The sequence below is a fragment of the Clostridium sp. KNHs214 genome (genome assembly GCF_000744935.1).
GTDB lineage: Bacteria > Bacillota > Clostridia > Clostridiales > Clostridiaceae > Haloimpatiens.
The window spans coordinates 488,027-509,741 of the sequence record NZ_JQMW01000011.1 but is presented as its reverse complement, the minus strand read 5'-3'; the positions used below and the strand labels follow the sequence as shown (position 1 = coordinate 509,741).

At 29.1% G+C, this 21,715-nt stretch carries 21 protein-coding genes, 1 pseudogene and 1 other annotated feature; of the genes and pseudogenes, 13 read left to right on the top strand and 9 right to left on the bottom strand.

The genetic code is table 11. The annotated features are described in order from the left end of the window. Positions 1-115: 115 nt before the first annotated feature. From CC89_RS21135 to yidA, 3 genes and pseudogenes are all read left to right on the top strand, one after another. A pseudogene (locus CC89_RS21135) lies at positions 116-312 on the top strand (MerR family transcriptional regulator); the annotation flags it as partial. Continuing rightward, positions 290-1,459, top strand: coding sequence for an RNA-guided endonuclease InsQ/TnpB family protein (locus CC89_RS10970; RefSeq protein WP_185750745.1), 1,170 nt, complete (start codon positions 290-292; stop codon positions 1,457-1,459). The pseudogene CC89_RS21135 and the gene CC89_RS10970, both read left to right, overlap by 23 nt. Before the next feature lie 164 nt (positions 1,460-1,623). Further along, entirely contained in the window at positions 1,624-2,454 is an 831-nt protein-coding gene (yidA, locus tag CC89_RS10965; RefSeq protein ID WP_035292111.1) for a sugar-phosphatase, read from the top strand. Positions 2,455-2,535: 81 nt separating this feature from the next. Here the strand turns inward: yidA and CC89_RS20545 are convergent, their stop codons facing one another. Continuing rightward, a complete protein-coding gene (locus CC89_RS20545) occupies positions 2,536-2,694 on the bottom strand; it encodes a DUF5670 family protein (protein ID WP_185750744.1) in 159 nt (52 codons plus the stop codon). A gap of 324 nt (positions 2,695-3,018) precedes the next feature. Here CC89_RS20545 and CC89_RS10960 point away from each other — a divergent pair, with 324 nt between their 5' ends. Beyond that, positions 3,019-4,611: a peptide chain release factor 3 gene (locus tag CC89_RS10960; RefSeq protein ID WP_035292109.1), complete on the top strand. Its 1,593-nt coding sequence runs from the start codon at positions 3,019-3,021 to the stop codon at positions 4,609-4,611. A 672-nt stretch (positions 4,612-5,283) separates the two neighbouring features. Here CC89_RS10960 and CC89_RS20540 read toward each other — a convergent pair. After that, a complete protein-coding gene (locus CC89_RS20540; RefSeq protein WP_185750743.1) occupies positions 5,284-5,451 on the bottom strand; it encodes a hypothetical protein in 168 nt (55 codons plus the stop codon). Positions 5,452-6,360: 909 nt separating this feature from the next. Between CC89_RS20540 and CC89_RS10955 the strand changes: the two genes are divergently transcribed. From CC89_RS10955 to CC89_RS10930, 6 genes are all read left to right on the top strand, one after another. Next, positions 6,361-7,515: an AlbA family DNA-binding domain-containing protein gene (locus CC89_RS10955; protein ID WP_035292108.1), complete on the top strand. Its 1,155-nt coding sequence runs from the start codon at positions 6,361-6,363 to the stop codon at positions 7,513-7,515. Positions 7,516-7,596: 81 nt separating this feature from the next. After that, complete coding sequence (locus CC89_RS10950; protein WP_035292107.1) at positions 7,597-8,007, top strand: hypothetical protein; 411 nt, start codon at positions 7,597-7,599, stop codon at positions 8,005-8,007. Between the two features lie 150 nt (positions 8,008-8,157). Beyond that, complete coding sequence (gene tyrS / locus CC89_RS10945; RefSeq protein ID WP_035292106.1) at positions 8,158-9,375, top strand: tyrosine--tRNA ligase; 1,218 nt, start codon at positions 8,158-8,160, stop codon at positions 9,373-9,375. Positions 9,376-9,492: 117 nt separating this feature from the next. After that, positions 9,493-11,211 (top strand): ring-infected erythrocyte surface antigen domain-containing protein, encoded by a 1,719-nt coding sequence (locus tag CC89_RS10940; RefSeq protein WP_035292105.1) that lies wholly within the window; start codon positions 9,493-9,495, stop codon positions 11,209-11,211. Between the two features lie 13 nt (positions 11,212-11,224). Continuing rightward, complete coding sequence (locus tag CC89_RS10935; protein ID WP_035293554.1) at positions 11,225-11,485, top strand: EscU/YscU/HrcU family type III secretion system export apparatus switch protein; 261 nt, start codon at positions 11,225-11,227, stop codon at positions 11,483-11,485. 16 nt (positions 11,486-11,501) lie between these two features. After that, positions 11,502-12,191, top strand: a complete 690-nt coding sequence (locus tag CC89_RS10930) for a metallophosphoesterase (RefSeq protein ID WP_035292104.1) — start codon at positions 11,502-11,504, stop codon at positions 12,189-12,191. A gap of 75 nt (positions 12,192-12,266) precedes the next feature. On the opposite strand, the gene CC89_RS10925 is transcribed toward CC89_RS10930, so the two are convergent. Continuing rightward, positions 12,267-13,271 (bottom strand): methyl-accepting chemotaxis protein, encoded by a 1,005-nt coding sequence (locus CC89_RS10925; RefSeq protein ID WP_035292103.1) that lies wholly within the window; start codon positions 13,269-13,271, stop codon positions 12,267-12,269. 11 nt (positions 13,272-13,282) lie between these two features. After that, the gene (locus CC89_RS10920) at positions 13,283-14,071 is read right to left on the bottom strand and encodes a DUF2225 domain-containing protein (RefSeq protein WP_051931728.1); all 789 of its coding nucleotides are present in this window, start codon (positions 14,069-14,071) and stop codon (positions 13,283-13,285) included. 128 nt (positions 14,072-14,199) lie between these two features. On the opposite strand from CC89_RS10920, the gene yjbM reads away from it, so the two are divergent. After that, positions 14,200-14,988 carry a GTP diphosphokinase gene (yjbM, locus tag CC89_RS10915; RefSeq protein ID WP_035292102.1) on the top strand — a complete coding sequence of 263 codons (789 nt, stop codon included), beginning with the start codon at positions 14,200-14,202 and terminating at the stop codon, positions 14,986-14,988. Positions 14,989-15,164: 176 nt separating this feature from the next. Here yjbM and leuS read toward each other — a convergent pair whose 3' ends face one another. The 5 genes from leuS to CC89_RS10890 all read right to left on the bottom strand — a co-directional run bounded on the left by leuS (position 15,165) and on the right by CC89_RS10890 (position 20,574). Further along, positions 15,165-17,603, bottom strand: coding sequence for a leucine--tRNA ligase (gene leuS / locus CC89_RS10910; RefSeq protein ID WP_035292101.1), 2,439 nt, complete (start codon positions 17,601-17,603; stop codon positions 15,165-15,167). Positions 17,604-17,716: 113 nt separating this feature from the next. Beyond that, positions 17,717-17,921, bottom strand: a binding site (T-box leader). A 97-nt stretch (positions 17,922-18,018) separates the two neighbouring features. Beyond that, complete coding sequence (locus CC89_RS10905; RefSeq protein ID WP_035292100.1) at positions 18,019-18,531, bottom strand: hypothetical protein; 513 nt, start codon at positions 18,529-18,531, stop codon at positions 18,019-18,021. 12 nt (positions 18,532-18,543) lie between these two features. Further along, positions 18,544-19,161: a J domain-containing protein gene (locus CC89_RS10900; protein WP_035292099.1), complete on the bottom strand. Its 618-nt coding sequence runs from the start codon at positions 19,159-19,161 to the stop codon at positions 18,544-18,546. After that, positions 19,145-20,026, bottom strand: coding sequence for a DUF5685 family protein (locus CC89_RS10895; protein ID WP_035292097.1), 882 nt, complete (start codon positions 20,024-20,026; stop codon positions 19,145-19,147). The genes CC89_RS10900 and CC89_RS10895 overlap by 17 nt, the downstream gene beginning before the upstream one ends. Beyond that, entirely contained in the window at positions 20,026-20,574 is a 549-nt protein-coding gene (locus CC89_RS10890) for a class IV adenylate cyclase (protein WP_035292095.1), read from the bottom strand. The genes CC89_RS10895 and CC89_RS10890 overlap by 1 nt, the downstream gene beginning before the upstream one ends. Before the next feature lie 140 nt (positions 20,575-20,714). Here CC89_RS10890 and CC89_RS10885 point away from each other — a divergent pair, with 140 nt between their 5' ends. Next, positions 20,715-20,936, top strand: a complete 222-nt coding sequence (locus CC89_RS10885) for a hypothetical protein (protein ID WP_353601274.1) — start codon at positions 20,715-20,717, stop codon at positions 20,934-20,936. Between the two features lie 139 nt (positions 20,937-21,075). Further along, positions 21,076-21,354, top strand: coding sequence for a spore coat protein (locus tag CC89_RS10880; RefSeq protein WP_035292093.1), 279 nt, complete (start codon positions 21,076-21,078; stop codon positions 21,352-21,354). Positions 21,355-21,715 lie beyond the last annotated feature (361 nt).

Below are 21,715 nucleotides of genomic sequence, written 5' to 3'. Positions count from 1 at the left end.
TATAATGTTTACGGTTGTTTATTAATTTTTTGGGAGGATATCTTTAGTTACTAAAAATATATACAAATGTACTTAGAAATAGTAAAATGTACTTCTAAAAAGGAAGTGAGTGCATTTGAAAAGTAATAATTATAAACCAAATGAATTTGCAGAGTTAATTAATGTATAAGTTAGAACATTACAAAGATGGGATAACGAAGGAATATTAAAAGCATTTAGAACACCAACAAATAGGAAATATTATACTTATGAGCAATACAAAGAAAATATAAGAAAAAGATAAAGGAAGATGAAGAAGTTGAAAAAAGCATACAAAATAGAAATTAAACCAACAGAAGAACAGATAACAAAAATTCATCAAACTATTGGTGTAAGTAGGTTCATATACAATTTTTATATTGCTCATAATAAAGAAGTTTACGAAAAAGAGAAAAAATTTATTAGTGGTATGGATTTTTCTAAATGGCTTAATAACAAATATATTCCTAATCATCCTGATAAAGCTTGGATTAAAGAAGTGTCTTCCAAAGCTACTAAACAAGCCATTATGAATGGAGAAAAAGCATTTAAGAAATTCTTTAAAGGGGAAAGCGGCTTTCCTAAATTTAAGAAAAAGAAAAATCAAGATGTTAAAGCTTACTTTCCAAAGAACAATAAAACAGATTGGACTATTGAAAGACATAGAGTTAAAGTACCAACTTTAGGTTGGATTAGATTAAAAGAATTTGGATACATTCCAGTTAACTCTATAGTTAAAAGTGGTACAGTAAGTCAAAAAGCAGATAGATATTTTGTTTCAATTTTAGTTGAGAAAGCTATTAAAGTAGATAATAAACCTTATTCAGAAGGAATAGGCGTAGACCTTGGACTAAAGAATTTTGCAATTTGTAATAATGGTTTAACTAAAAAGAATATTAACAAAACTAAAATAGTTAAAAAAGAAGAAAAGAAACTAAAACGTGAGCAAAGAAAACTTTCAAGGAAATATGAAAGTTTAAAATTAAGAAATAAAAAAGAGAAAGGAGAAGCTACTCGTCAAAATATCCAAAAACAAATAGTCAAGGTACAAAAGCTTCATCAAAGACTTACAAATATAAGGACTGATTATATAAATAAAACAGTGAATAAGTTAATAAAACAAAAACCAAGTTTTATAACTATCGAAGATTTAAATGTAAGTGGAATGATGAAGAATAGACATTTAGCTAAAGCGATTGCTGGGCAAAAGTTTTATGAATTTAGAATTAAACTTATTTCAAAAGCTAAACAAAATGGCATTGAGATAAGAATAGTTGATAGATTTTATCCAAGTAGTAAAATGTGTAGCTGTTGTGGAGCATATAAGAAAGATTTAAAACTATCTGATAGAGTTTACAAATGCAGTTGTGGGCTTTCTATTGATAGAGATTTAAATGCTTCAATAAATTTAGCCAATGCTAAAGAATATAAGATAGCTTAATTAAACAAGCACTTATATGTGTACCCAAGGCTATTTGGGGAATTAACGACTGTGGAGTACTATACAAACTGTAGTAGCTTAGGCAAGGCAGAGTACATTGAAGCAGTAATAATCTCAATATGGATACATTTGACCATATTTTGAGTAGCAGGAAGCAAGTTATTATGTTTAAATTATTGGCAATAGATTTAGATGGAACCTTATTAAAAAATGATAAGACTATATCAAAGGTCACATACGAAGCAATTCAACGTGCTAGAAAAAAGGGTGTAAAGGTAGTTTTAGCTACAGGAAGACCTATAAAGGGAATTAGTAGATACATAGAAAAATTAGATTTATTAGATGAAGATGACTGTTCCGTTGCTTTTAATGGAGCCGCAGTTCAATTTAATAAGACTGGAAAACTTATATATGAACAAAATATGGAAATAGAAGATATTAAATATTTATATAAATTAAGCAAAGGATTAGGAGTAAACATACATGCATTAACTCCAAATGAATGCATAACCCCTAAGATTAGTGAGTATTCATTACTTGAGGCAGAAATTAATAAGATTCCATTAAAAGTAGTAGACTTCGATAATTTAGATCCTGATACTAATATAGTAAAGATAATGATGATAGACAAGGAAGAAATACTTTCTAAAACAGTAGAACAGCTTCCGGAAGAAGTATATGAAAAATATAGTGTTTTAAGAAGTGAACCATACTTTTTAGAATTTTTAAATAAAGAAGTTAATAAAGAACAAGGAGTTAAAAAATTAGCTGAAGGGTTTGGTATAAAGAAAGAAGAGGTCATATGTATAGGTGATGCAGGTAATGACATTCATATGATTCAATATGCAGGACTTGGAGTAGCTATGGAAAATGCCATGGTAGAAGTAAAAAGAATAGCTGACTACATAACCTTAACTAATGAGGAAGATGGAGTAGCTCATATTATAGAGAAATTTATATTAAATAAGATAGAAATCCCTGAATTTTTAAAATAGATAGGTTATTTTTTGAATGTGTTTAAGCTAATAAATACATATAAACTAATAGCTGCGAGTAATTATATTGCCACTAGCAGCTTATTTATATATTTTTTTTCTGTTTAATATAACATCTAAAATAAAAACTATTATAGCTAAAGCTAATAATAAATTTATTAAATATCCACCAACCTTAAATATTAAAGCTATTACCCAAAATAAAAATATTATGCTACCTAACCAACGTAAAAAATTCATGGCGAATCCTCCATATAAACAAATTTTTTAGTTTTAGAATTACACATGATTATAAATATTCAGCTATTAAAATGACTTAAATTCCATGTAATTATTATTTACTAATAAGATATATTTATTCAATAATATAGGGATAAAAAACAATATGAAACCAAAGAACTCTATTTATACTATTGAAAAACTTCTTTCTTATTTGATATAATATAAGTTGTTATAAAAAAAGACATTTAGAATTTAAGAATAAGAAATAGCAGAGAATAGAATTAAGGTCTGTATATACAGACCTTTTTAATTACAATATATACAAAGAAAGAGGAGAGAATATTGTCAGATTTGAGAAAAGAAATAGAGAGAAGAAGAACTTTTGCTATAATATCTCACCCAGACGCAGGAAAAACTACATTGACAGAAAAATTATTATTATACGGTGGAGCTATAAGAATGGCCGGTTCAGTTAAGGCTAGAAAGACAGCTAAGCATGCTGTTTCTGACTGGATGGAAATAGAAAAGCAAAGAGGTATTTCCGTAACCTCATCAGTAATGCAATTTAATTATCAAGGGAATTGTATAAATATACTAGATACTCCAGGGCACCAAGACTTTAGTGAGGATACATATAGAACATTAATGGCAGCAGATAATGCAGTAATGGTTTTAGACGGAGCTAAAGGTGTAGAGGCACAAACAAGAAAGTTATTTCACGTATGTAGTATAAGAGAAATTCCTATCTTTACTTTTGTAAACAAAATGGATAGAGAAACTAAGGATGCTTTTGAACTAATGGATGAATTAGAAAATGAATTAGGAATAAAATCTTATCCAATGAATTGGCCAATAGGATGTGGTTTGAACTTTAAAGGTATGTATGACAGAGAAAAAAAAGTAGTAAAGGTGTTTAAAGGTGGAAATCATGGTCAAAGTAAAGCAGAAGTAAGTGAAATGTACTTAGAGGATGAGGCTACAAAGGAATTTATAGGAGAAGATTTATATAATAAGTTAATAGAAGATATAGAGCTTTTGGATATGGCTGGAGAAGATTTTAATATGGAAAAGGTGAAAAATGGTTCCCTTACTCCAGTATTTTTTGGAAGTGCTATTACAAACTTTGGAGTACAGACTTTCTTAGAGGAATTTTTAAACATAACTACGCCACCACTTTCAAGAATGTCAGATGTGGGAGAAATAGATGCATTTGATAAGGAATTCTCCGCTTTTGTATTTAAAATACAAGCTAATATGAATAAAGCTCACAGAGATAGAATTGCATTTATGAGAATATGCTCAGGAAAATTTGAAAAGGGCATGGAGGTTTACCACGTACAGGGAAAAAATAAAATTAAATTATCTCAACCACAACAATTTTTGGCTCAAGAGAGAGAAATTGTTCAAGAGGCATATGCAGGGGACATAATAGGAGTATTTGATCCAGGTATATTTAGAATTGGAGATACATTATGTGAAGCTTCTAAGAAGTTTGAATTTGAAGGAATACCTATATTCGCACCAGAACATTTTGCTAGGGTTAGACCAGTAGATACCATGAAGAGAAAGCAATTTGTGAAGGGAATAACACAAATTTCTCAAGAGGGAGCCATACAGGTTTTTAGAGAACCGCATATAGGTGCAGAAGAGCTTATAGTTGGAGTTGTAGGAGTTCTTCAGTTCGAAGTTTTAGAGTATAGATTAAAAAATGAATACAATGTAGACATTAAATTAGAAAGACTTCCTTTTAGAAATATAAGATGGATTGAAGAATGCAATGGTGAAGTAGCTGGTTTGAGTGTAACTAGTGATACAAAGATAGTAGAAGATTTAAAAGGCAGAAGTTTATTACTTTTCCAAACAGATTGGGGAATAAGCTGGGCCTTAGAGCACAATAAAGGACTAGTTTTATCAGCTATAGCTAAGAGCGAATAGTAAGCATAAATTGTGAAGCAAGTGTCATAAGAAAAATCTGTCTTTAAGTCCACAATAAATATATTTTTTAAGACTGTTCGCAATACGCCAAGAAATTCTAATGTTTTCAAATTTCAATCTCCTAAAGCTTTCAAACTCGCTTCTAACGGCGCTCAAACATGAAAGCTTCTTAACGGGTATTGAAATTTGAAAACAAAGAATTTCTAAGGCTAGCTCAATAGTCTAAAAAAATATATTTATTGTTACCTTAAAGACAGATTTTTCGGTTCATACGTACATTACTTATGGGGGAGATAGCCTACTGAAGGATGATTTTCCTCCACTATGTTACGGAAAATGTTTAATTAAATAAATGAGATAGCAAAAAGCTATAATTATTTTATTAAATGGAATAGTTATAGCTTTTCTTTTAGGGCTTTAAAAATCTTTTATTGGCGACAGCCAGCCTAAATACATAGGCATGATTAGGATTTATACAAACCAATGCTTTACGTCAAAATATATTAAATTTTATTTACTGTTTTATTTTTATAATTAATTATTTACGTATACATAACTTTAACTGTGGAATGTATTTAAAAATTAAATTATTAAAAAATAAAACCTTGAGACATATAATATCCGAAGGTTTTTAATATTAGTTTTTATTTTATAATATAAGAAGATTACGGATTAAGAGATGTATTTTTCGTAAATTCTGTTACTATTCTTATCATGAATTTTTCCAGTAAAACTATATCCCATGGCTTCCCAAAAAGGAATACCATTATCAGCATTAGCCGTTAAGTAGATGTTGTTTGTGCCATTTATGGCAATTATTTTCTCGATAAAATTGCACATAGGATTATCTGGGGTATTAATGAAAAACCAATTATATCATCATTTTTATAGCATAGGAACAGCCATTATTTATATTTATGTGTTTCTTCACCTATGATATCTATAATTTTAGGAATTATATGTTTAGGAATGTTATCCTCTGCTTACTTGAACATATTTCATCAAAATAGTCAGTAAATAATGTTAAAAATTCTTTATAATGATTGATGTTTTCCTTGTCGTATAAGATAAATGTTATTTTTAAATTATAACATATTATTTGAAAATAATGATAATTATGATAGAAATAATTATAGTTTTATTGCTTACTATATACTTAAAGTTGCATATATTTACTTACTAGCCTTTAAGAAAAGTGCAGAATTATATATTACAATTAATCAAAATATTATTAGTGACTGAGAATTGTGGCTTAAACGAATGGCTCCGCCTAAAAAATATTATGAGCTCTTTCTATTTATAAATTAAAGATTTTCCATAGCGAAGCGGAGGAAAATCATCCTTTAGTTAGCTGTATTCCCCCATAGATAGCTTATGCATGAACCGAAAAATCACACTTTAAGGGAGTGAAACAATTGGAATTGGGGACTATGGAACTAGCTTTAGAACTTCTTATGTTTGCAGATTTCAATTGCCGTTAAGAAACCTTCTTGTTTGAGGGACGCAAGGAGCGAGTTAAGGTTTTAGGGGATTGAAATCTGCAAACATGTAGAAGTTCTTAGCGTATTGTGATTAGTCCCAAATTACAATTGTTTCACGGACTTAAAGTGTGATTTTTCTTATTGCACTTGCTTCACAATATTCTTATGTTGTAAATTTAATAAAAATTCTGATAAAATGTTATATAATGAAATAATATAAAATAGGAATAATAAAATAGTATTACAAGAATGTTTTGGAGTGATAATTTTGGATAAAAAGAAGCTGGAAAATCTGTTAAAAAGACAAGAGGGTCCTAAATTAGATTTTAAACAAAGCTTAGATATAAATACTGATACAGGTAAAAAGGAATTGGTTAAGGATGTATGTGCTATTGCTAATTCTCAAGGGGGAAGAGGGTACCTTATAATTGGAGTAGAGGATAAGACTAAAAATATAATAGGGATAAATTCTGAAGATGTGGTGGAGGAACAAATACAGCAGGTGGTAAGTTCTAGATGTGATCCGCCTATACCAATATCTGTAGAGAAAATGAAGTATAATGGCAAAAATTTAGCTATAATAGCAATATATTATGGGGAACAAAAACCATATCAGGTTAGAGATAATGGAGCTTTTTATATAAGAAGAGGTTCTACTACAGATATAATGAGAAAAGATGAGTTAGTCTCTTCCTTTGAAAATAATATGAATTTAAATAGTGAGCTTTGTTCTATAATTAAAAGTAGTCCGGAAGTTTTGGATATAGAGCTTATTAAAAAATATTTTAAGTATAATAATATAGAATTAAATGATGAAAATAAATATATATTAATGGAAGGAGCCTCTATTATAAATAGAGATAGGGATACTAATGAATATTGTGTTACCTTAGGAGGGCTTTTAGTATTTTCAAAGGTAAACAATATTTTTCTTCCACAAAATATTATAAGGATAGTAAATAGAATAAATAAATCTCAAGGAGAAGTTTTTATAATAAAAGGTGAGCTTTTAGAAATGATTGATGAAGTAGAAGAAAAACTCTACGATATTTTGCCAGAGAGCTATCCTATTTATGCTCTTTTGGAGGGAGTTAAAAATGCTGTGCTTTATAGAGATTACACTATTTTTACTAGGGAGATAGAAATTATAATAAATTGTAATAGTGTGGTTTTATGTAGTCCGGGAGTTTTAATTAGGGAAAAAAGTATTCAATCACCTAATTATGTTAAAAGGAATATGTGGATATATGAAAAATTAATAACTATTGATGAAAAGAAAAGATTTAATCATGGAGGCACTGGTTTTACTAAGATTAAGAGGGCATTTAAAAAGTATGGCAAGGTATTATTTATCAATTCACCAGGTGGAAGCACTTTTAAAATTGTATATCCTGGAATAAAAAATATAAATAATATTCTTTAAGGTTAATATTGCAAAAATATTCTGAATATTATATAATATATAAAACAGCACCTAAATATTAGAGTAAGGGGTTGATTTAAAATGATTTGTGTTTTTTGTGGTGAAAAAGGTTCAGGTAAAACAAAAGAGCTTATAAGACTAGCTAATGAAAAGGCATTAACTAGCAAGGGAAATTTAGTGTATATTGATGATGATTTCAGACCAAGTTGTGAGCTTAAGAGCAGTATTAGATTTATTTCTACAGATGATTTTGTTTTAAAAGATTATAAGAGTTTTTATGGTTTCTTGTGCGGCATTTTGTCAGAAGACTACGATATTGAGACTGTTTTCATAGATGGTCTAGGGAATATTGTAAAAGAAGGTCTTCAGGATGCGGCACATTTATTTTACTATTTAGAAGACTTGTCAGAAAGATACGAAGTGGATTTCTATATAAACATTAATGAAGTAGAGAGAAATGTGCCTGAGTTTGTAAAAAAATATATAGCATAAGGCATTTAATATACCTATGTGCATTTCTTATAGCGTAATTGCTGTTGTTAAAAGATATCTAAAATGATATAATTATTTTGTTAATAGGTTAATGTCTCCCCTTTCAAATAAAGGGGAGTTTTATTTTAAGTTTATAGGGAGGAATTAGCCGTGAGTAATGTTTATGATATTCTATCAGAACGTGGTTATATAAAGCAAACCACTCATGATGAAATAAAGGATATTTTAGGTAAGGAAAAAATCACATTTTACATAGGATTTGATCCTACTGCAGATAGTCTTCATGTAGGACATTTCATAGCTCTTATGTTTATGGCTCATATGCAAAGAGCAGGACATAGACCTATAGCGCTAGTTGGCGGTGGTACTGCTATGATTGGAGACCCTTCAGGTAGAACCGATATGAGAAAAATGATGACAAAAGAAATTATAGATCATAATGTTAGCTGTATAAAAGAGCAGATGAAAAGATTTATAGACTTTACTGATGATAAAGCTATACTTGTAAATAATGCAGATTGGCTTTTAGATTTAAATTACATAGAGTTTATAAGAGATATAGGATCTTGTTTTTCTGTAAATAAGATGCTTACAGCAGAATGTTTTAAACAGAGGTTAGAAAAGGGACTTTCATTTTTAGAATTTAACTATATGCTTATGCAAGGGTATGATTTTCTTGAACTTAATAAAAAGTACAATTGTACTATGGAACTAGGGGGAGATGACCAATGGTCTAACATGTTAGCGGGCATCGATCTAGTTAGAAGAAAGGAATCAAAACAAGTCTATGCCATGACTTGTGCTCTTTTAACTAATAGCGAAGGAAATAAAATGGGTAAAACAGCTAAAGGAGCTCTATGGTTAGATCCTAAGAAAACTTCTCCTTATGATTTCTATCAATATTGGAGAAATGTAAATGATGCAGATGTAGAAAAATGCCTTGCACTTTTAACTTTTGTTCCTATGGAAGAAGTTAGAAGATTAGGAGCTTTAAAAGATGCACAAATTAATGAAGCTAAGAAAGTATTAGCTTATGAAGTTACAAAGCTAGTGCATGGGGAAGATGAAGCTAAAAAAGCTCAAGAAGCAGCAGAAGCTTTGTTTGGTGCAGGAAATAAGATGGATAATGTGCCAACAGTAGAAGTAGGAAAAGATAAAATAGGATCTTCTCTACTAGAAGTATTAGTAGAAGGTGGAATAGTTCCATCTAAATCAGAAGGAAGAAGACTTATACAACAAGGTGGATTAACAGTTAATGAGGAAAAGATAACTGATGTTAATAGTAAATTAGAAGAAAACTTCTTTCAAGATGGTTCAGCATTAGTTAAAAGGGGAAAGAAAAAATTCTACAAACTTCAGCTTAAATAATAATGTCCTTTAAATATTAAGTATATTATAGAGAGTTAAGAGTTAAACAACTTTTGGCTCTTTATTTTTGTGAATTATACGATAATAAAAGAAAGGAGTTTTAAAGGGGGACTTTAAATGCCAGAAATAAGAAATATACCAGGAGTATACCAGGTAAATACTAAAAGAAATCGTGAAAAATTAAATTTTGAATTGGGAGAAAAGTTTTTAGCTAGAATTATAGATGTAGGAGAAGAAGAGATTTTACTTAAACTTTTGGACGGTTGGAAGTTTCCTGCTAAACTAAAAAACCCTTTAGATTATATGCCTAATGGATTAGTTAAGTTTGAAGTGGATGGATTTGAAGATGGAAAGCTTATACTGAAATTAATTCAAGAACAATTATCTCAGCATGGAGATAAAGATGGCATTGAAGAATTTTTAAAAAATAATAATATGAATTTAAATAAAGAGGATTATAGTCTTTTAAGGGAAATGATAAAACATGAAATTCCTCTAACTAAAGAAAATATAACTTATATGAAGAACATGGATAACTTAATGAATAAGATACATAGTGAAGAGTACATGGAGAATTTTATATATAAATATATATCTAGTAAGGGTATATCAGTAGATTCCGCAGAAGGTAATGAAATAAAAGATTTATTAAGGGGATTTTTTAGCTCGCTTGAAAAGCTAGATCTAGAAGATATTTTAATTTTATATGAAAATAATATAGATATTTCGAAAGAAAATATAGATGGTTTTATAAATGTATTTAAGGGTTCAAAGGATATTTTCACATTGTTAAAGGGGTTACAAGAAAAAGGTTTACAGGAAAGTGTTGGCACTACTGAAAACAATGATAAAGAAAAACTAGTGGGAAACAACTCGAAGGAAACTGTACAAATAGAAGTTAAAAGTGATAATATAGAGTATAAATCACAAGAAAAAACAGCTTCTACTGAAAATAATATAAAAAATAATACTAAAAACAATATGCAAAATAGCACTGATAATAATACCGAAAAAAATACTGAAAACAATACACAGAATGATGTTGAAAATAGTACTGAAAATAGTATTAGAAAAAGTATGGGAAAGAATGTTGAAAAAAACATAGAGAACAGTGGTAAAAATTTAGAAGTCAGTAGTGAAAATGATAGTGGAAATAATAAAAATAATAATATAAATAATGAAAAAGGTATAGAAAGCAATATCAAAAATAATATTCAAAAAAGTGGTGAGAATAAAATTAAAAACGTTCCTGAAAATGCAGCTGAAGATATTAGTTTGAAGGACTTACACAAGGAAGTTAAAAATCAAGTAGAACTTAAAACAAATGAAATGAAGAATATAATAAAAGATTTGCTAGATAATATAATAAAGTCAGATTCAAAGAGTTATCCTAAAGTAATGGAAATGCTTAAGGATAATATTAGTAATTTTAAAATATTTAATTCTTTAAGTAATGAATACTATTATTTAGATTTGCCAATAAATATAAGGGACAATGTTTATCCTTGTAAACTAGTGATAAAAGATGGAAGAGAAAAAGGAAAAGTTATTGATACTAAAAATGTAAAAATAGCTACTTCTATTAAAACTATGAATATGGGAGTGGTGGATACGTTTATTAGGGTGGATAACTCTATAATGAATGTAGAAATAAAATGCCAACGAAATTGGGTCAAAATAGTGGAAAAAAATAAAGATAAATTATTGGAAATGCTAAGTGATAGCCTTTATAATATTTATATAAAGGTAAGTGAAAAAGAAGAGGAGTTTAATTTATCTAATTGTAGAGAGTTTTTTGGGGATTCTGGATTAAATAAATTAAATGTTAAAGTGTAGAATGGAGAAAGTTATGGATAAAAAGAATAAAGCTGCAGCTTTAAAATATGATACGAATTATGATGCCCCTATAGTTACAGCAGCAGGCATGGGGGAAATCGCTGATAAAATATTAGAAAAAGCTAATGAAAATAATGTGCCAATAGTGTATAATGAAGAACTAGCTAATTTACTATTGAATGTAGACGTAGGCAGCAGCATACCCTATGAATTATACGATACAGTAGCAAAAGTAATAGCTTATGTAATGGACGTAGACTCATCAATAAAATAATAAAGGAGTTATAAATATGGCATTATATGCTTTATCGGATTTGCACTTATCTTTAAGTGCAGATAAACCTATGGATATCTTTGGAGATAACTGGAGAGATCACGATGAAAAGATAAAAAATAATTGGATGGATAACATAAAGGAAGAGGATACAGTTTTAATAGCAGGAGACATATCCTGGTCCATGAATATGGAAGAGGGAATTAAAGAACTACAGTGGGTTAATTCTTTGCCAGGAAGAAAAATATTTGTCAAAGGTAACCATGATTATTGGTGGACGAGTATAACTAAACTTAATAATCTGTATGAAGATATGAATTTTATACAAAATAATCATTTCACGTATAAAGATTATGCGGTTTGTGGTACTCGAGGATGGGTGATACCTTCTGGAGATAACTCTACAGAACACAATAAAAAAATATACAGCAGAGAATTAATAAGGTTGAAATTATCTCTAGACAGTGCTAAAAAAAATGGATTTCAAAAGACTATAGCAATGCTTCATTATCCACCTACTAACGATAAGTTTCAAAATACAGAAATTATAGATTTGCTAAAAGAATATAACGTTGAAAAAGTGATATACGGACATTTACATGGTCCGGCCTTAAAAAAACTTTTTCAAGGAAATATAGATGGTGTAGAGTATATTGTTTCTTCAGCAGATTATTTAGATTTTAAACCTATAAAGATATTAGATTAAAAACTTATATTAGAAATTATAAATAGTAAGAGAGCATGGGTTATTGAAGATACAATAGTCTATGCTCTCTTATAATTAATCTATAAAATTTTTAAATTCATCCTTTGCAGAATGCAAATTATCTATAGAGGAATTTAAAGTGTTTATATATGAATTTTGTTCTTCTAAGGTTGCGGATACATTAGAGTATAAAGAATCATTATTGACCATATCTGATTTTAAATTTTCTATATTATCTACTAGGGAATTAGTCATAGCAGAAGCGTTTACTAAAGTATTTATACTATTGTTTATTTCACAGATAGTTTCATCAATTGAAGATTTAACATCTACAAAGGAGTTTTTAGTATTTTTTATAGTCTCAGTTTGGAAAGTTAAAGCTGATTGACCATTAGATACTGCTGAAGAAGTGTTTAATATATCTATTTTTATTTTATCTAATATTTTTGTTATATTTTCTACAGCTTCTTTTGAATTTTCAGCTAATTTTCTAACTTCATCTGCTACTACTGAGAAACCTTTTCCAGCCTCACCAGCTCTTGCTGCTTCAATGGCTGCATTTAGAGCTAATAGATTGGTTTGATTAGCAATTTGACTTATGGAATCTGTTATGATGTTTACAGAATCTATTTTGGCCACTAAATCATTTACTATAACAGATGAACTATCAAATGCTTCTTGTAGTTCATCTAGAGAAGAATCAAGTGTATTTAAATTTTTTATCCCATTGTCTGCAGCAGAATTTGCACCTATTACTTTAGTATGTGCATCATTAATTTTGAAAGCTACATCTTCCATATTAGTATTAAAATCTTTTATTTTGTCTAAAGTATTGTTTACGTTAGTTGTGTGTGATAATGAAAGACTACTTATTTGATCAAAACAATTAGCTATATTACTATTACTAGAAGCTAGTTCATTAAATGGGTTGATTATACTATTCAATGAGCTTTCAAAAATATTATATAAATTCAAAAGCTCAGATTTATTCATAGCTATATCAGCATTGTTTGAATTTATATTGTTAGATAAGTTTTCATTTGTGCCTAATTTTTTATTTTTTCTAGAAAGTTTAAACATTAAATATCCCCCTAACTATTTAGAGATTTTATTAAATCTCTTTGATCTCTTGCAAGTTCTTTTAATTTAAATTTTACACCTGGATGAGTTATAACTTTGCTAAACCATAACAAGGCTTTTTCTTTATTACCAATTCTCCTATTAAGTTCTCCAATTAAGTATGTGATAGTATATCTATCCATGCCATATATAGGTAGACACTCTTTATAATAAGCATCTTCAAAACCAGTGAGAGCTTGGTTTAAAAATTCAGTCTCATTTTTATCATCATTTTTTAACCTATACATCCAAGCTAATTTTAAACAAGTCATAGCTTTTTTACTGGAGACAGTTTCTCTTACATAATAGTTCAATAGAGCCAATTTATATCTTTCAATGGCTATAGCTATGTCGTATTCTTTAGGATATTCTCTTTTTTTCCATTTACAAGAGATTTTTTCTTTTATTAAGTTCTTTTCATGACTTTTTATTTTTAAAAAATCTGACTTCATAGCTGAATAACCACAACAAGGGCAAACCCATACATCGTAAAAGTAGGGGTTTATGAATCTATATCTTATAAAAAAATCACTGTCTTTTGTATCCATAACATAAGCAGAGGTTTTTACCGCTTTTTCTTTAAATTTATTACTACAAACGGGACAGGTGATATCTTTTTGATATAAAAAATTCAATCTGTTATTGGCATCTTTCCCCATATGCTTTTTCTCTTCTTTCTCACTGTCAATATAATATAAGCTTACATTCTTTATATCGTTAAAACCTAGTTTTTCTAAACCAGAAAATATATTATCGTTCAAGTTATCACCTCACATAATTCATAAAAATATTATAACATATAATTATCACTTGTATAATATTTTGGTATAATAGAGTAATAGATATAAACTAGGTTAACAAAAATAGGATAGAAGAGGATGAAGAGCATATGGCGATAATACAATGGAGTGGATTCTTAATACCATATTTTCAAGCAGTGGAAGAACTCAAGGTTAAATTTAGAAGTGTAAGAAGAGAGTATAGAAAAAAGAACGAGTATTCTCCCATTGAATTTGTAACAGGAAGGGTAAAAGAAATTTCAAGTATACTTGAAAAAGCTAATAAGTTCAATATACCACTGGAAAGAATAGAATATGAAATGGAAGATATAGCTGGCATAAGGATAATGTGCCAATTTGTAGATGATATAGAAAAGGTTGTGGAACTAGTAAGAAGCAGAAAGGACATGCAAATTGTTTATGAGAAGGACTATGTTACTAATGTAAAGCAAAGTGGATATAGAAGTCATCATGTGATAATTAAGTACCCTGTAAATATGGCTGAAGGACAGAAAATGATATTGGCAGAACTTCAAATAAGAACCTTGGCCATGAATTTTTGGGCAACAATAGAGCATTCATTGAATTACAAATACAAACATGATATACCAGATGACGTAAAAGTAAAATTAAAGAGTGCCGCTGATGCAGCTTTTAATTTAGATGAGGAAATGTCTAAAATAAAAGAAGAGATAAAGGATGCACAAAGACTTTTTGAAGTGAAATCCAGTATAGTATCAGATATAATGAATAATATATTGGTGTTAACGTCCATAGGTAAAGTAAATGAGGCTAATTTATACAGAAAGCAGTTGGATAGGCTTATAGAAAAGGGAGAAGTATATGAATTGAATGAACTTTTAAATTTAACTCAGAAAATTGTTGATAGATATAAATAAAAAATTTATAATTCCTAATCTCCAGCCTCTAATCCCCAACGATATAAGTGGGGATCCGGGACTGGGGACTAGGGAGTTATTTTATTAGCAGTTATTTAATTCAACTTTCGCAGTTATAAAATAAAAATGTAAAATGAAGAATAAAGTTCTTTTGGAAATTAACTATTACTTAATAACTATTTTGCAACTATATTTACAAGTCTACCTTTAATTACAATTACTTTTTTTACATCTTTGCCTTCTAGATTTTCTTTAATTTTTTCATCATCTAAAGCAGCTTCTTTTATAGCCTCTTCATTTAAACTAGAAGATATATTTATTTTAGATTTTATTTTACCGTTTATTTGTATAGCTATCTCTATTTCATCTTTAATTAGAGCTTTTGGGTCAAATACTGGCCAGCTTTGGTTGAATACAGATAAAGCCATTCCCATTAGTGACCACTGTTCTTCTGCAAAGTGTGGTGCAAAAGGAGCAAGTAATTTTATAAAATCCATTACTGTTTCTTTTAAGAAATTAGAGTTTATAAGTTCTTCATTGCAATACTTTGATAGGGAAGTATTGAACTCCATAAGTCTTGCTATAGATGTGTTAAATTGAAGCTTTTCAGCATCATCAGACACACTTTTTATAGCATAATGTCTTGCATAGTTAAGCTCTTTTTCTTCCTTATCCATAGAGTTTTTAATGTTTTTCTTTGAATTCATTTTATCCATACAGCTTTGAAGAGTTCTTTCTATTCTATCTATAAATTTAGATACGGCCTTTATACCTTCATCGCTCCATGCTCCGCCTTCTTCATAAGCAAATCCAAACATCAAGTACATTCTAAATACATCTGAACCAAACTCTTTTATATATTCATCAGGGGATATTGTATTTCCTTTAGACTTACTCATCTTTTGTCCATCAGGTCCAAGAATAAGTCCTTGATGTCTTAAAGCTTTAAAAGGTTCATCAAAATTGATATATCCCATGTCCCTAAGAGCTTTAGTTACAAATCTAGCATATAGAAGGTGCATACAAGCATGTTCAGGACCTCCTACATACATATCAACAGGCAACATTTTATTAACTTTGTTGCTATCAAAAGCCTTTGAAGAGTTGCTGTTGTCAACATATCTTAAGAAATACCATGATGAGCAAACAAAAGTATCTAAAGTATCTGCCTCACGTTTTGCAGGGCCTCCGCATACAGGGCAAGTTGTATTTATAAATTCATCACATTTCGTTAATGGTGATTTTCCATCAGGAGCAAATTCTACATTGTATGGAAGCTCTACAGGAAGTTTATCCTCCGGTACTGCCACAGTTCCGCATTTATCACAATATACTATAGGAATAGGAGCACCCCAGTATCTTTGTCTTGATACAAGCCAATCTCTAAGTCTATAATTAGTTTTTCCAGATCCACAGCTTATGGATTCAAGTTTTTTAACTATAGCTTCTTTTGCTTCTTGTGATTTAAGACCGTTAAATTCTTCACTGTTTACAAGAGTTCCATATTCAGTGAAAGGAAGTTCCTTTCCGCCATCTATAACCTTAACTATAGGAAGATTATATTTTGTAGCAAAGGCAAAGTCTCTATCATCATGAGCAGGCACTGCCATAACTGCTCCAGTACCATAAGTTGCAAGTACATAATCTCCAACCCAAACAGGTACTTCTTTACCATTAACAGGGTTTATAGCATAAGAACCAGTAAACACACCAGTTTTTTCTCTTGCTATAGATTGTCTTTCTATTTCAGATTGTTTTTTAGCTGCAATTTTATAATTTTCTACAGATTCTTTATACTCATCTTTGGTTAATTCATCTACTAAAGGACTTTCAGGAGCTAAAACCACATAGGAAACTCCAAATAGGGTATCTGCTCTAGTGGTAAATACATCAAAAGATATGGAACTGTCCTTTACCTTAAAAGTAACTTCTGCACCAGTAGATTTTCCAATCCAATGTCTTTGCATAGCTTTAGTTTTTTCAGGCCAATCTAGTTCATCTAGTTTTTCTAAAAGTTCTTCTGCGTAGTCAGTTATTTTAAGGAACCATTGAGTCAAATCCTTTTTGGTAACTTCTGTATCACATCTTTCACAGCAGCCATCTATTACTTGCTCATTAGCTAAAACTGTGTTACAACTAGGGCACCAGTTTACAGGAGCCTTTTTCCTATAGGCTAATCCTTTCTCATAAAGTTTTAAGAAAACCCATTGAGTCCACTTGTAGTAATCAGGTTTACAGGTTACCACTTCATGATCCCAGTTAAACATAGCTCCCATAGCTCTTAATTGTGCTTCCATAGTTTCTATATTTTTATCTGTAGAATCTTTTGGATGAATTCCAGTTTTTATAGCATAGTTTTCAGCAGGAAGTCCAAAAGCGTCGAATCCCATAGGTTGGAATACATTATATCCTTGCATTCTTTTCATTCTAGCCCAAGAATCTACAGGTCCATAGTTGAACCAGTGACCAGCATGAAGTTTACTTCCAGAAGGATAAGAAAACATTTCTAATGTATATAATTTAGGCTTATCGCTATTATCATCAAAATTATAGAGGCCGGATTCCTCCCATTTCTTTTGCCATTTTTGGTCTATATTTGTTCCATAATTGCTCATATATATACTAGATTAAGAAAACTCGGAGAAACTTAATCCTCTCCCTTCCTCTTTATTTTTATTTATTGTCCAAGTTTTTATATTTTTACAAATAAAAAAATCCTTCATCTCTATTAAGAGACGAAAGATTTATCCGCGGTACCACTCTTTTTAGGCCTTAATAAGTAAAGCCTCTCTTTAAAATATAACGGTTTAACCGTATCTGTTTTTTACAGATATGCTCTAAGGCAAGTTCACATTATAGCATCACTGTTTTGCACCACCCAACAGCTCTCTTTAAATGCATCTAATATTACTACTCCTTGTCATTGCCTTAAATTATTAAATTTAAAAACTATATTACTAATTTATTATATACAAAAAACTAATATTGTCAATAGAAGTTATTTAAATTTTCTCATAAATTATTTAAAATTTAGTTTTTCATTTGACCAAAACGAGTATTTAAATAACTTATAAATACTGTAAGTATATAATCATAAAATAGAAATACAAATTGTGAAGCAAAAAATATTATATACTTATATTTAAGATAGCTTGCGGTAATACTTTCCATAAAAATAAATTTAAAAAGAGTATATACTGAAATTAGAAAAATATTAAAGAGTAAAAGTTTTAACAAAATTTCTAAGGGCATTTTTCTAAGCTTCTCAATATAAAATTTTATTATTCCATATATGCCAAAGAATAGTGTATATGCTACTACAGTACCTCTAGGACCTAAAAGCCATAAACTGACTATTGAAGAAACTAGGTATACAAGCAGTGCATACTTAATATTTAGCAGCAATATGCATAAAGGAATAATTAATGAAGCGGCTCCAAGAAAAAATAATCTATTGGTGTAAATAATACTGCTTAGATAAATAAATAAAATACTTAAAGCTGCAAATAAGCCTCCCTTGGCGGTGTAAGAGGCTTTACTCATAGTAACCATCTCCTAACAACAAGAAATCAAATTTCCTCCGCAGCATTCACAACATGAATCAGCACACCAAAGTCCAAAACATAATCTGCACATGTCGTTATCGGAATCATTTCTAGTCCTATAACTTTGTCTATAAGAATTATTCATCCTTTGTATTTGATTGTAGGCATCTCTGTATTCAGTATTATTAGGTTCTAAATTATAAGCATTAGTTAAATGTGTTAAGCCTTGGTCATACCATCCTTTTTTCATATAAAGTATACCCGTTAAGTAATGCCATTCTGCATTTCTATTCATAACTTTGCTTAACTTTGCTTCTGCTTCCTTTAAATTATTATTTTGAATATCCATTCTTATATATTGATATGCCATATTGTCAGAATAATTATTGTCATTACTATAGCTATTGTTACTACTATAATTATTATTATTACGTCCATTATTATGACTTTTTACTAAATAATCATAGGCTTCATTAATTTCTCTCATTTTAGTTTCTGCTAATTCTCTTAAGGGATTATTTTCGTATTGATCTGGATGATATTTTTTAGCTAGCTCTCTATAGGCCCTTTTGATATCGTCTATAGAGGAATTTTCACTTATTCCTAAAACTTCATAGGGATTGCTCATAGTTCACGTCACTCCTTTTAAAAACTTTATCCATTTTTTCCATTAAACCAAACATAAGTATATTTTCTAGTAAGGTTTTATTTTTATTTATAGGTAATTTTCTCATATATATAAGGCAATTATTTGCACAAGTAACTAATGTAAAATCTATTCTTCCTTCTATTTCTTGAGAAAAGTCTATAAAGGATTTTTTTTCTGTATTTAAATAGTGATTTATAGGATTAAATTTATGTTTTTTCATATCATCTTCTAAATCATCAAAAGCATCAATTATGTATATCCACTTTCCTAAATTATATCCCAACCAATATAAATTATCCTGAAAGTTTTCTCCAGAAAAATAATTGCTTAAAAGGAAACCTGTAAGGTCAGCAAAGTTGTGGGAATACTCATCTAGGTTATACTTGTATGTAGCGTTTTCCATAATATAAAGATTTTTTAATTTACTTTCAATAGTAGCTTGTACAATTTGAAGCTCTCCAGGTATATTCTTCAAATATGGAGTTAAAAATCCACTGAGTATTTTACTTTTTATACTCTTATCATCATTGAAATCATCTAGAAGCTTGTAATAAAATAAAATTACATTGCAAAAAGATGCATAATCTAATGCAGGGTTATTCTCCATTATTAAGTTTTTCTTTAAAGGATGCACAGGACAAAAGCATTTTTTAAAGGAACCATCATTATTACTTAAAGAATGAATAATTATAGCCAAAAATGTCATGTCGTAATTTAAAGAAAATCTAGGTAAATTTCCGTAGTTAGTTTTAATACTTTTACATAACCCGCAGTAATAAGATTTGAACTTATAATATTCCTTAACTTTTAACTCGGGAATGCAGGGAGTAACATATCCAAACATTATAATCCTTTTGTAACTCCTTTATCTTTTAATATTTCATATATGGTTTTTGAAGTAGTATCTTCCATAGTGTAACCTAAAAGAGACACCACTTCCTTTAGCTGAGCTTCGTAGCAGCTTTCAATTTCAATATATGGAAAAGGGCAAAAATCTTTTTGGTTAATATCTATTTCAATTAAAGTGTCTTTAAATTTATAGCTTTCTCTGTATTTTTTTATTTCCTGTATAAGGCACAAACCAAGGGATTCTAAAATATTCTTACCAGCCTGGCTGCTTAAAATTTCTGTTTCATGTTCCTCCATTATTTTGTATTTCTCTGAACTTAATAATTTTTTTACTGTCATGTAATTTGTGGTTTTATTATTTATCAAATTTTCCACAATTCTTATTCTAGCATAACCTTTATTATTTAAAAGTTTTTTATCTGGAAAATCATAAATTAAATTTATCTGATTTTCTTCCTTTACCTTAGTGCAACCTAAAGAAAATAATTTAGTCCGTATAACATCTACATCTATATTTACAATTCTAATTTCCATTTCTTTCAAAACAATCACTCCTTGCTACTAAAATATTATATCATAGTGAAAATTTAACCACAATTGAATTAAGTGCTTCAAATATTTATAGCCATAAAGGAAACAATAATAAATGTAGTTACAAATAATTTATAGGAGGGTGAAAATTTATGAATATGAATACTATAAACACAGGAAATAAGCAAATAGACGCTAGAAATTTAAAAACATTGGAAGACCAACTAGCTTATGAAGCTTTAATGAACAAAAAATGTAGTCAATATGCTGAATACTGCACAGATGCAAATTTAAAGCAAGTTTGTCAGCAAGGAGCAGGAATACACAAAAATAACTTTACAGCACTAAAGAATTATTTGGATTCTCATAACTAAATATTAAGGTAGCTTTATTTTTATTCAGAAATAAAATATCACATATCAATTAAATAAAATTTATAAGTTTTTTTAAATGAGTTATTTATAGAAGCTATTTGGGAAGGTAAAAATATAAATTAAGAAAGGATGATATTAAATGACACATCAACCATCATTTACAGAACAAGAGTTAATGCAAGATATACTTGCTACAGAAAAACAAGTTATATCAGCTTATAGCACTGGAATAACTGAATCATCATGTCCAAATTTAAGAAATGTATTAGTGGATAACTTTAGTCGTACACAAGATATTCAATATAAAGTTTATGACGCCATGAGACAAAAAGGATGGTATCAAACTAAAGATGCTCAAGACAATGAAGTTCAACAAGCTAAAAGTAAATCTACTACAATGATGAATTCACTAAAATAGAACGGAAGTTAGTGGGCTAGCGTGCTAGGAATAATTGAGAATTAAGGTTAATTTTTTTCATTACATTATAAAAAATTTAATAAAAAAGCAAAGACTCTAATTTTATATATTGTAAAATTAGAGTCTTTATTTTAGTCCTTATTAAATCTTAAATATTTTTTTAGAAGAGATATTTTATAGTTTCTAATTTTAGAGATGTCATGATTATAAGCATATATACCTATTAATGTAAGTACAATACCAATACCTAAGCAAAAACCGTTTAAAATATCAGGTAAGATAGAATTATGATTTGTAAATAAGTAAATTGCAATAAAAATTAAACCAAATGAGTGATAATTATTTAGTTTTTTCATAAAAC